At 35.0% G+C, this 12,926-nt stretch carries 7 protein-coding genes; 3 read left to right on the forward strand and 4 right to left on the reverse strand.

The window, feature by feature from the left end; translation table 11 throughout:
• Window positions 1-58: 58 nt before the first annotated feature.
• The 3 genes from ACUN28_RS26290 to ACUN28_RS26300 form a co-directional block, all read right to left on the reverse strand.
• Window positions 59-4,300, reverse strand: coding sequence for a S8 family serine peptidase (locus tag ACUN28_RS26290; protein ID WP_016137024.1), 4,242 nt, complete (start codon window positions 4,298-4,300; stop codon window positions 59-61).
• A 403-nt stretch (window positions 4,301-4,703) separates the two neighbouring features.
• Window positions 4,704-5,345 carry a response regulator gene (locus tag ACUN28_RS26295; protein WP_016089324.1) on the reverse strand — a complete coding sequence of 214 codons (642 nt, stop codon included), beginning with the start codon at window positions 5,343-5,345 and terminating at the stop codon, window positions 4,704-4,706.
• A 1-nt stretch (window position 5,346) separates the two neighbouring features.
• Window positions 5,347-7,179 carry a GAF domain-containing sensor histidine kinase gene (locus tag ACUN28_RS26300; protein ID WP_016089325.1) on the reverse strand — a complete coding sequence of 611 codons (1,833 nt, stop codon included), beginning with the start codon at window positions 7,177-7,179 and terminating at the stop codon, window positions 5,347-5,349.
• Between the two features lie 352 nt (window positions 7,180-7,531).
• Between ACUN28_RS26300 and gerKA the strand changes: the two genes are divergently transcribed.
• From gerKA to ACUN28_RS26315, 3 genes are read left to right on the forward strand one after another with little or no spacing between them, the layout of a single operon-like run.
• A complete protein-coding gene (gene gerKA / locus ACUN28_RS26305) occupies window positions 7,532-9,034 on the forward strand; it encodes a spore germination protein GerKA (protein ID WP_016089326.1) in 1,503 nt (500 codons plus the stop codon).
• Complete coding sequence (locus tag ACUN28_RS26310; RefSeq protein ID WP_016089327.1) at window positions 9,015-10,121, forward strand: GerAB/ArcD/ProY family transporter; 1,107 nt, start codon at window positions 9,015-9,017, stop codon at window positions 10,119-10,121. The genes gerKA and ACUN28_RS26310 overlap by 20 nt, the downstream gene beginning before the upstream one ends.
• Window positions 10,102-11,226, forward strand: coding sequence for a Ger(x)C family spore germination protein (locus ACUN28_RS26315; RefSeq protein ID WP_016089328.1), 1,125 nt, complete (start codon window positions 10,102-10,104; stop codon window positions 11,224-11,226). Before ACUN28_RS26310 ends, ACUN28_RS26315 begins: the two co-directional genes overlap by 20 nt.
• Before the next feature lie 32 nt (window positions 11,227-11,258).
• Here ACUN28_RS26315 and treC read toward each other — a convergent pair whose 3' ends face one another.
• Window positions 11,259-12,920, reverse strand: a complete 1,662-nt coding sequence (gene treC, locus ACUN28_RS26320) for an alpha,alpha-phosphotrehalase (protein ID WP_016089329.1) — start codon at window positions 12,918-12,920, stop codon at window positions 11,259-11,261.
• Between the last annotated feature and the right edge of the window lie 6 nt (window positions 12,921-12,926).

Here is a 12,926-nt window from a genome sequence, read left to right on the forward strand (position 1 = left end):
CTCATTTCATTTACTATTCATTGCCTGATTACTTTATTTACCCTAGAAGTTTGTCCACTTATTTTTTGGGTTCTAAACCGATAGATCGTAAGATTTTATCTAACGTCACTGGCCCTACATTTTCTTTCGGTTTCTGATTTCCTTTGGCATCTAGACCCTTTTTCAAGAAGTTTTTCTCAATAAAACGAATATCCGTTTCATCTACAACACCATCTTGATTTATATCTCCATCTTTTACAGATACTTTTCCTTTTCCATATGACAGAGCTGCTATTCTAGCATCTTGAATATCCACCATTTTATCGCCGTTTACATCACCTGCAAGGTTATCATCCATGTCAGCTCTAAAGTTTTGTCCCACTAATTCTCCATCCTGCATTTTCCCTATTTTTGTTGTTAATTTACTATTTAAATGACCTGGCATTTCTACGAAGATATCATATTCTTTATCGCTTACTGGAACACTATGAATCTCAAATTGCCCATTTTCATTAATCGTTCCTGTATATTTCTTTCCATCCTTGCCAACTGCGTACACTTTTGCTCCTAGTTTTGTATAGTCTTTCTTACCTAAATACCCCTCTTCATTTAAGAAAGCTTCCGGACCAATATAACCTGTAACCGTTGAATGTTTCGAAACAATAGCAAAAGATTTATCTTTAAACACAGGAATCTCAGTGCCTTCTGATGCACCAGCTTTTGTATAAGAGAACTTATCTGCTGCAAATGCAGTTAAATCATTAAAGTATTCATCGCTCGTCATCTCGAATGTAACATCTAAAAATGGTGTGTCTCCATCTAATCCTTTAAATTCTTTTCCTTCCAATGACGCGCCAACTTTCACCTTGTTTTCCCAAGCTCCTTCTTCACTTACCTTCGGATCTTCTAATTTAAGGTTCAGTCCATGTTGTTTTACATATTCCGTAAGTGCTGGATTTGGTTTCACATCTGTAAATTTAAAGAACTGCTTGTAATAAGGAATTTCAAATGTACCTGACATAAGCTGTTTTACATTATTGAGATTCAAAGTTAAAGTAATTTTCTCTCCTAATTTGATTTTATCTTTGTCATAACTTGGAACAGCGTATTCTGTCCCTTCTTTTACAAAGACATAATCTTTATATCCAGTTGCCATATTCCCTGCAGTGGCAAGGTCATATCCAAATAATTTTAAATTTAACGGCTCATTTATTTCCTCTGGAAGTACTCCAAATTTAAAATCACCATTTGCTTGAATTGTATTTAACCAACCTGATGGGAAGGCTGAGTTTTGATAATATACGATTTGATTCGCTTTTTGATCATACTGCAAGCCTTTTGCCTTTAATGTATCTACTGTAGAATCATAAATATTACCATGCACCCATAATGCACGTTGGCCGTCTTCTTCTTTAAACATGGAATCATTGACTTCGTGTATACCAGGTTGTACATCCTTAAATCTCATTTCAGGTATTACATTATCAATGATTATGCTATCGCCTTTTGTATACGATTTTCCTTCTTTATCATATCCAACGAAGTCCAATTCGTAATCTCCATCAGGCAACATAACAGGTTTATCCCCAATTGGGTGAGCTGGATCCCCTGTGAATGGAAATACATACCCTCCCATACCAGAAAACATCATATATTCAACATTCGGTGTTAGACTACTTGCATTAAGTGTACCAACGACTCCTAATGCCTTCCCTGTCTTTCGGTCCTTCACAACTGCATCAATAGTTTCAAGAGGGCTATTTAATTTAAATGCCAACGGCGAACTTGGTCTTTCCATAAATGGATGGAATTTAGATGTATCTGTTGCCATTGCATCTCTCAGTAAATCTACAGACGCAATCCCTTTTTCTGTGAATTTAACTGCAAATGGTACTTGATATACTTCTTTTTCATTGTTTTTATTTGAAATATGAATATATCCCTCATATCTACCAAATTCAGCGTTTTCTGGAATGATAATTTCAGGGCTAATTTCCTCTGATGTACCAGGAGCTACTTTAATAGAATCTGGTACGTTTAGCTTCACACCATTCTTTGCTGCATCTTGTACCCCTACACTTGTAGGTGAAAATTCTACCTCTAATTTAAATTCTTTCCCATCTGTTTTACTGCTGTTCTTAATTGAGACTTTTCGACTATCTTTAATAGGCCCATTTTCAATTTGATTTTTATACCCAAACGCAATAGAACCTGTTTTTTCTTCAATTTCTACTTCTTCATCATCTACAACATTTGATGTTTTATCGATAACCTCGATAGATGTATCTGCATGAACTGCACGATATGCATCAATTCGTCCTGAGCCCACCTCAAATACAGAACGCTCTTCTTTTAGGTCAACTGCGGTATTCATAAGTGCTTCTTTTACTTCAAATGGACTATAGTTTGGATGTTCTTGTAAAATAAGTGCCGCTACTCCTGCAGTATGAGGAGTTGCCATAGATGTACCTGACATACGTCCATACGCTACCGGATAATTTTCTCCATCTTTTGGATCATTAATATATTCAGGAACAGTTGAGAAAATAGACACACCTGGTGCTACAATATCCGGCTTAATATCATCTGTCTTAGTTGCAGGACCACGGGAGCTGAAATCAGCTAAGTGATCTCCCTCTGTTTTTATATTACTAAGTTCTCCAAATGCTAACGACACATCTCCATGTACAGCTTTTGCTTGCAATTTCTCACCATCTACTTTTGTTAAGCGGAACGATGGAATAGATGAAGTACTTTCCCCAAGATAACTTGTAATTTCTCCATCTACATTGTTGTATACAATTACCGCCTTTGCGCCTGCTTCCTTAGCATTTTTAATTTTTTCATCAAATGTAAGCTCACCGCGTTGAATAAGAGCTAACTTTCCTTTTACATCTTTCCCTGTAAAATCATCTGTTTTCCCAAGCCCTGCATATACAACCGATAAGGATTGCCCTTTCAAATCTTCAATCTTATCAGTAAAGCCTTTTCCAAGTAGCATCATTTTATCTACATGTACATCACCTGCATCGGCGGAAAACGTTGGGATAGTCATTGCAGCGTCACTTGCTCCAACTGTAATTGGAAGTGCTGCTGCACTAGGTGATCCAATGGTACCTTCTCCCGGACCACTATTACCTGCTGCTACTACTGTAACAACACCAGCTAACATCGCATTGTTCACTGCGACAGAGGTAGGATATAAAGGATCATTAATAGATGCTCCTAGTGATAAATTGATAACATCCATATCGTCTTTCACTGCTTTATCAATTGCAGCAAGAATACCGCTTGTTTGTCCACTTCCATATGGACCTAATACGCGATATGAATATAAATCTACATCTGGAGCAACGCCCTTCACTGCATAATCCACACTATTCTGTTTGTCTGCAGCAATTGTCCCAGCTACATGCGTACCATGGGATGTATAATATGCACTTCCATCATAAATCTCAGGATATCCCCCAGAATTTTGCCAATCCTTATACGTTGTCTCCATTGGATCAGCATCATTATTAACAAAGTCCCATCCTTTTATTGAGTTTGGATCTATTTTGCTTGGATCCTCACCTTGTTTTGCACGATATCCTTTATATGCATCTTTCAAATCCGGGTGGTTGTAATCAATACCGGTGTCCAGTACACCTACCTTAATTCCTTTACCTGTTATTTTTTCATCGTGCAGCTTGTCCACACCAATTTGTGGTACACTATCTGCCATTTTTGGTTCAACAGCAGTCTTAGCTGTGTCTTTCGGTAAATCAATTTTAACCTCATGATCTTCCCATACGCGCTTAACGATACCAGTACGAACTAAGTCTTCAATCATATTCGCTGGTAAAGAAATCGCTACACCATTAAAAGCATTCTTATATTCTCTTGTTATTTTTGCAGATTTTAAATTGGTCCCTTTCTCTTTATTCTTTTGAAGCTGTTCAAGCTCTGCTTTAAATCCTTTATGTGATGCCTCTACCTTTTGTTCCGCATTTGAAAGAGCTACCTTTTTCCCTTTAGCCGCTTGTTTTAATACCTCAATTTTGCTAGGTGCTTGCTTAAATTCTATAATCACATTCACATTATTAGGACTTGCTGTATTGATACCTGGCGAAATAACAAAACCTGGTTTAGTATCTAACGTTTTTAAGGCATTACGTTGTTCCTTTGTAAGGCCTTTTAAGATAGCATTTGCATCATCAATTCCAGTTAAAGTAGACGTATTTACCTCTTCCGCTAATACGTTATATGGAATTCCTTGAGACAATAACATTCCAACTGTTAACGTTCCAATAAGAATCTTTCCAAATTTCCCTCGTTTCATATTGCATCTCCCCATTATTAATATTATTTTTTGAAACAAATTGATTCTTACATTCCTACTTAGCATTGGAAACTCTATCAATCTTAATCTTTTGTATCATGAAAGATTTCCAACACTACTACCATCCCCATGCCTCATATAGCTACTCACTCACTTTACTCTTTCTATAGGAGCCCCCCATCATTTATTTTCAACAAAAGATTTTCATGAAATGAATTATTAATAGGATTAAAATGTAATTCTATTTTTATTGTTACACATTTTGATTATTCCGAAAATTAACCAAAAGGAGTATCTTTTCTCTAAGGATTCTATGCCTACATAGTACAAAAGAACTATCTTGTCCTTTATTCTTTGTGATACAGAATAAAGCAACACGATAGTTCTTTGATAGATTTCTTATTTAATCTAGCGGAACCAATTGATTTCGAACTGCATAAATCACTGCTTGCGATCGACTTTTCACATTTAGTTTTTTAAAAATTTTATTGATGTGAATTTTAACTGTTTTATCACTAATATATAGAACTTCAGCAATTTCTTTATTACTAAGCCCTTTTACTAATTCAAAAAGAATTTCCTTTTCACGTTCCGTCAGTTCATTTTCATTTGATTCTACTTTCATTTTTTGCTGATGATATGTAATCAATTTTTTAGTCATACGTGGATGAATAACTGAATCGCCTCGATATAACATTCGAATTGCTGCTACTACCTGCTCCGATGATGAATCCTTCAATAAATAACCATCAGCACCGGCCTGAAGTGCATCCATTAAATACTCATCATGCTCATACATTGTAAACACAAGTACTCGGCAATTCGGATATTTTTTTTTCACTAACTCTGTAGCTTCAATTCCATTTTTCCCTGGAAGATTAATATCCATCAAAATACAATCTGGTCCGCATTCTTCGAATTTCCCCAATACTTCATCCCCAGAGCTAGCTTCTCCAACCACTTTCATATCAGATTCATCCTCTAGTATGCTCCGAATTGCGTCCCGTAAAAAAGCATGATCATCTACTACTAATATTTTAATCATTTTACGCACCCCTTGTTTGTGAATCTGGAATTAACAGTGTAATTTCTGTCCCTTTTCCTACAGAACTATCAATCTGTAAAGTAGCCCCTAGTTGGTCAGCTTGTTCATTCATATGTAATATACCATAATGTGGCTCATTCTTCGTTTTAACCATAGACTCAAATAGTGAAAAGCCAACTCCATTATCCTTAACCCTTAAAAGCACGTGTTCACTTTGATAGCTGAGTAAAACATCAGTCTTTTCTGCTTGTGCATGTTTTACGATGTTTTGCAAACTCTCTTGTAATGTATCAAAAATAACTCTTTCTTTTGAAAAACTAAGCGCACGTGCATGACCTCTTTCATGATATGTAATATCTAGTTCATATTCTTGTTTTAAAGATTTTATTTTACTTGCTATCGCCTGCTTAAGCCCTAATTGTTGTGTCGGATATGGTTTTAAAGCATAAATAGAATAGCGAACTTCTCCTAGGCTCCCTCTTAAATCTTTTATACTTTTCTCTACTACTTGCTGCATATCTATTGGTTTATCACGGTATTTTTTCTGCGCGGATTCTAGCTGGAATATCACCCCAGCTAATGTTTGTGCAATACCATCGTGAATTTCTCGTGCGATTCTATTTCTTTCTTCTAAGATCATTCTTTTTTCCTGCTCAGAAATCAATATCCTTGTTTTAACAACGTTAGCTAATTGGTTAGAAAATGTAGCTAACGACTGTACATCTTCCGGAAAGAAACCCGCATTTCTACTTTTCCCTGCAACAAACATTCCGACTAATTCACCATTTACTATAAGAGGAAAATATACAAGTGAGCGTATAACACTATCAAATATTTCATCTCCAGGAGCTGTACCAATTTTCCAATCATTAAATACAAGATTTTTAGAAAGTTCCTCAAAAGCCCTAAACTTTTCTGAATAATCAGATATATCAGAGCGCACTTTCCCATCTTTTAATAGAATATTCCAGTTCCCATCATCTTTTGTCCATATTACATATGCTTGTATGCCAAAAAAACCTTTAAGTGCTTGTTTAATATGTTTCAAGTTTCCTCCGGTTAATCCTCGACTAATTTCGGTCGTAATAAGAAATAACTCATATAATCGTTCTTTCTCCATCCTTATCCGTACAGAAAAAGAACTAATAACGGAAGTTGCTACAAGTGGAAAAAAGAAAAACAGTACTGTAATCTCGTTTACCTCCACACTATATGTACCAATTAATACGTGCATCAGTGCCGCATAAGAGAAACCAAAAGTTTCGCAAAGAAATACCGTTACAGTTTTTTTATACCACTGATAGATTGAATATGGCTGCGGAAGGAGTATCATTAACAAATCGTAAAAACGATTGTTGAAAAAACCAAAAAACACGCAAAATAATAACAAAGATATTAAATTTCCATACAGAACTGATATATCTATCTCGTTAATTAATAAGGACATACATTTGTTTGAAAACCATTCGGCCAAGATCAAACTAAGTGCATGCTGAGTACTATTAAATAACATTCTTTGTATCGGTGAACGACGATGCAGGTGAATAATTAGCGTTATGAGTACAATAGCAACAATAGTTATATGAATTCCAAACTGCCAACTCATAGCATAAATGATCGGAAAGGTAAGCGAGCTAGTCCCTCTCCAAAATCTTACAGGAAAATACTCTGCAATCCCCATAAATAGTAACAACAATATTAGTATTGTTGGATGAGAAGGGATTTTAATTTCAAGTAAAGATATAGTTATAGTAACCAAACCAAGTAAAGAAATAAAATAAAGATAAGTACTAGCAATCTTTTCTCTCATAAAGATAGAATTTACCTCCTTCAAAACAACCCCTTCTTTCTTTATAAAACTTCATTTTCTCTATTATCCAATAAAAAACCGGCACTGGCAAAATGGAAGAACCTCCACTAGCCAATCACCGGCTGTGTACTGTACCTAAAAAGGCAAGACACAATACTAGTATTATAAATCGCTTTTCTTAAACTTCCTATTCATCGAATGATGTAATTATGCATACCGCTAGGTTTACCCCCTTATAGTACAAAAGATATATATTAATATCGCAAATATATACGTTCTTTCCATCCCCCCTACTTTTCTAAATAATCCAAGCATAATTTCCTCAAAAAAAACAAAAATTAACAGAAATAATTTCAATGTAAAGGAGATGGAAAGTATGGCCGAACAGAAGAGCTCACAACAAGATAATAACAAAAAGCATATGTTCCCATCACTTCCGGAGAACATTAATTACATTGAAAATAAACTTTCTCATTCTGATGATATAAAAAAATTAGATCTCCCTTTTCAAAATGGAAAAGGAACAATCTTATATATCGAATCTTTAGCCGACCCAAATTTAATTCATCAATTAGCTCTTGAGCCTTTATTAACTCGGTCAGATTTGTCTTTAGATAAAGCTTTTTCCACATTAAATATGAAAAAAGAAACAAATTTAAATTATGGTGTGCAGCTTTTATTACAAGGTAAATCTTTATATTTTCATGAACACGTCGACAGTTTTTGTATTTTCGAAACAGCTCTATCTTTAAAGAGAGATATAACAGAACCTGATAATGAAGGGATTGTCCGTGGACCGCATACTGGTTTAGTAGAAGATTTAGCAACCAATTTAGCTTCTATTCGTAAACTCATAAAAAGTCCACATGTCGTCGTTAAATATTTCACACTTGGTGAAGAAATGCATACGAAAGTGGCCATTGCTTATATGCAAAACATAGCTAATGACGATCTAGTTACAGAAGTAAAAAGAAGGTTAGAAACGATTAAGACAGATGCACTTATGCCTCCAGGATATATACAAGAATTTATAGAGGATACGTCTTTCTCACCCTTTCCGCAACAATTAAATACAGAGCGTCCAGATAGAGTCGCAGCAAATTTAATGGAAGGACGAGTTGCTATTTTATCTGATGGAGATCCAACTGCACTTATCGTTCCTGTTACGTTATTTGCTTTCTATCAATCACCAGATGATTATAATAACCGCTGGATTGTCGGTTCTTTCATCCGAATGATTCGCTTAGTCAGTTTCTTGATTGCCTTTCTCTTGCCCGCTATATATATCGCAACAGTTGCTTTTCATCCTGATGTGTTGCCGCTCGAACTTGTTTATACGATTAAAGCTTCATTAGAAAAAGTGCCACTTCCTCCTATTTTTGAAGCTCTCTTAATGGAATTAATCTTTGAATTATTACGGGAAGCTGGTATTCGCTTGCCAAGCCGAGTTGGACAAACAATCGGTATTGTAGGTGGTTTAGTAATTGGTGATGCAATTGTAAAAGCCGGTCTCGTTTCTTATACAATGATTATCGTTGTAGCTTTAACTGCAATCTCATCTTTTCTTGTTCCATCAAATGATATGAGTTCCGCAGTTCGGATTCTTCGTTTTCCGTTAATGCTCCTTGCTGCCATATTCGGTTATGTAGGAATATCATTCGGTCTCATTATAACTTTCGTTCATTTATGCCAGTTACATTCATTTCATACCCCATATCTTTCTCCTGTCGCTCCGATGCGGATAAAAGATATGAAAGACTCTTTTGTACGACTACCAATTTGGTCGTTTTGGGAACGACCACATGATTCAAAACCGAAAAAAATGCAACGACAACATGTAACGAGAGAGGATGAGAACGGTGACAAACACGCAAAGTAAAATTTCACTTGTTCAATTTACCTTTTTCGTTATTCAATGCCAAATCGGAGTTGGTATACTTTCTCTACCAAACCGTCTTCACCCAATAGCGAAAGGTGGCGGATGGATTTCTGCTCTCATCGCTGGTCTTGCAATTCAACTTATTATTTTACTTATGTGGCTTTTCTTAAAACGATTTCCTGATGCAGATATGTATGAAAGTATTTGTATACTATTTGGGAATAAGTTTGGAAAACTATTAGGTTTTGCTTATGTTTTTTATTTTACCCTTATCGGTATGACGGTTATGTTAAATGCTTGTAATGTCATTAAAGTTTGGATATTACAAGCAACTCCTTGGTATGCCACCCTCATGCTATTTACAATAGCTTGTTGTTACATAGCTTATAATACGTTCAAAGTCATCGTACGGTTTTACGTCATGGCTTCTATTCTCATTTTACCAATGACTCTTTTAATTGCCCTAGGGCTTACACGAGCTGATTTTTCTTACATTTTTCCAATTACAGAAGCCGGATGGTGGAATATTATTCAAGCATCAAAAGAAACCATTACAGCTATGTATGGTTTTGAGATTATTCTTATCGCTTTCCCAAAAGTAAACGGGAGTTCTGTGGCAAAACTGAAAGCAATTTCTATCGCTAATGGATTTGTAACTCTTTTTTATACTTTTACTGTTTGGATTTGCTTTATCGTATTTAGCCCAAAACAAGTTGAGCTTATTCCAGAGCCAGTTGCTTACTTATTACGCTCCTTACATATCGGGATTATAGACCGAACTGATTTACTATTCATACCAATATGGATGATAACAGTTGTCGCTTCTATTGCTAGTTATTATTATGCTGCTTCAATCGGAATTGGACATATATTCAACCTCGCTAATTATAAAAAAGCTGTTCCAATCGTTGGTATTATTGCCTTTAGCGTAGCCCTATTTATAGATACACCTGAAGAATTAAAAGTAATTGCAACTTTCACTGATAAGTTCACCTATATTTTCATCGTTGTCCTCCCTCTTTTATTTCTACTTTATTCAGTAATAAGAAAGAAGAAAGGAGAACAGTATGTTCAAAAAAAGAGTTAAATTACTTTTTATATTATGTACTAGTTCCCTCCTTTCTGGCTGTTGGGATCAAGAACCATTAAGAGAAGCAAGATTAGCTTATAGTATTGGATATGATATTACAGAAGAGAATAAACTTCAGCAAACACTTGAAATCGTAAAAAGTTCCAGTAGCGAGCAGTCTTCGTTTGCGAATGAAGTACATTCTGCAATCGGACTTAACATAAGGGATTCAAGCGATGCCCTAAAAAAAAATGTAACTGGAAACATTCGATATTTTAAATATGGCGTTCAATTATTAGGAACAAAAATTCAAAAAAAAGGTATACTTCCCTATTTAGATGTCAGCTTTCGGGACCCAACAAATCCAACTGCTTTAGTAAAACTTATTTCAGTAGATGGTGACACATCCGAGATACTCAAAAAAAAGAAAGTAGGGAATTTACTGATTGGAGATTTCCTAAAGAAGAAAGTGAGAAGCTTAGAAGATATGAGTGTGTTTCCAAAAGAAACTTTAGAAACAGCTGCTACAAAAATGTTAGATCCGGGTAAAGATTTCACCCTTCCTTCTATAAAAATAAAAGGAACAGAGGTTATTACAAATGGATTAGCTTTATTTAATAAAGACAAATTAACTGGACATCTCCCCCTGAAACAAGCTGTTTTATTCGTGTTATTAACCGGAAAAATGGGAACAAGTGCCCGTATAACCCAAAAACTTACTAGCGATGAATCAGAGAAGACATCTGATTATTTAACAATGGAAGTTAGTAATCGAAAGTTAAAACGAGACTTACAAATAACGACAGATAAAAAAGGAAATGTATATGCTCACATTAAGCTTCAACTAAAAGTTATAGCCCTTGAGGCTCCAAGAGATAATATTTACAAAATGGAAGAAAGGAAAAAATTAAACGAAAAATTATCTAAACAACTTACAAAAGAAGCAAAACAAATAACGAACAGGTTACAAAAAGCAAATTGTGATGCTTTCGGTATCGGCAGACACCTTATCGCATATCATCCTGAGTTATGGAAGAAAAAAAATTGGAATAAAGATTATGCAAAAGTAAAATTCAAACCTGAAGTAGAAGTAAACATTTTGTATAGTGGTGTCTTAAAATAAAAGGTTGTATGCCACGCGGGCATACAACCTTTTTATTTCGTATATCGATAGACAATTGATTCATATGGTCTTAAGTTCAGTTTTGTAATATCCTTGCTGAAATCTTTATAATTCGACAGTAGTATTTCTTGTTTCATTCCACCTAATGGAACATGAGCTGGTACAGCATACGTTATTTCTTCTCCGTAGAAGTTATTGATAACAAGTAGTACTTCATTCTCTACAGTACGTGTATATGCCCAAATCTTAGGATGATTTCCATCTAAAATAGCATATTCCCCTTCTGTAATTACATCATACGTTTTTCTAAGTTCTATTAACTTTTTATAATGATAAAATACAGACTCTTTATCTTCTAATGCCTTCTCTACGTTTATTTCTGTAAAGTTTTCAGCCACTGAAATCCAAGGTGTACTTGTTGTAAAACCACTGTTCACCTTTTCATTCCACTGCATCGGAGTACGAGAGTTGTCACGAGATTTTTGTTTTAAAATCCCTATAATCTCTTCTTTTGATAATCCTTCTTCTCGCTTTATATCGTATATATTTAACGATTCCACATCGCGATATTGCTCAATGGACTCGAATTTAGGATTCGTCATACCGATTTCTTCGCCTTGATAAATGTAAGGAGTTCCTTGCAACATATGCATAGCAGTCGCTAACATTTTCGCAGATTCATTTCGGTACTTTCTATCATCACCAAAGCGTGACACTATGCGAGGTTGGTCATGATTACACCAGAATAACGCATTCCATCCTCGACCCTTTTGCATTTCAATTTGCCAATTAGACATAATCTCTTTTAATTTAATGAAATCAAAATTAGCTTGCGTCCACTTATCTCCATTCGGATAATCTACTTTTAAATGATGGAAACTAAACGTCATACTTAATTCATTACGCTCAGGGTTTGAATATTTGATACAATTATCAATTGTCGTAGATGACATTTCTCCAACTGTAATTACATCTTTCCCTTCAAAAACATTTCGGTTCATCTCTTGTAAATATTCATGAACGCGCGGGCCATCTGTATAATATTTACGCCCATCACTTGTCGCCGTACTTCCGTCATCATTTAAGAACTGTTGATCTTTTGAAATTAAATTAATAACATCTAATCGGAATCCAGTTACCCCTTTATCAAGCCAAAAACGCATCATATCATATACTTCTTCACGAAGTTTTTCATTTTCCCAATTTAAATCAGCTTGTGTTTCATCAAATAAATGTAAATAATATTGCTCTGTCTTCTCATCATATTTCCAAGCAGACCCGCCAAACTTAGATTGCCAATTATTTTTTTCATCACGCCAAATATAGTAATTACGATATGGACTATTTTTATCTTCCTTCGCTTCTTTAAACCACTTATGCTCCGTCGAACTATGATTGACAACGATATCAAGCATAATTTCAATATTACGTGCCTTTGCTTCTTCTAAAAGCTCTTCAAACTCTTCCATCGTTCCGTAAGATGGATCAATGCTGTAGTAATCACTTACATCGTATCCATTATCATTTTGTGGTGATTGGTATATCGGTGTTAACCAAATATAATCTACTCCGAGTTCTTTTAAGTAATCTAGTTTCTCTGTAACCCCTTTTATATCACCGGTTTCTTTATTGTAATAGCTATTAAAGCTCTTCGGATAAATTTGATAAACTACACTTTTATGCCAATCCTTCATGTTTAA

Source organism: Bacillus sp. WC2507, assembly GCF_052656125.1.

Bases quoted from the DNA above. Each gene is read 5' to 3' on its own strand.
- ACUN28_RS26290 (WP_016137024.1), bottom strand. From the start codon at position 4,300: ATGAAACGAGGGAAATTTGGAAAGATTCTTATTGGAACGTTAACAGTT.
- ACUN28_RS26295 (WP_016089324.1), bottom strand. From the start codon at position 5,345: ATGATTAAAATATTAGTAGTAGATGATCATGCTTTTTTACGGGACGCA.
- gerKA (WP_016089326.1), top strand. From the start codon at position 7,532: ATGGCCGAACAGAAGAGCTCACAACAAGATAATAACAAAAAGCATATG.
- ACUN28_RS26315 (WP_016089328.1), top strand. From the start codon at position 10,102: ATGTTCAAAAAAAGAGTTAAATTACTTTTTATATTATGTACTAGTTCC.
- treC (WP_016089329.1), bottom strand. From the start codon at position 12,920: ATGAAGGATTGGCATAAAAGTGTAGTTTATCAAATTTATCCGAAGAGC.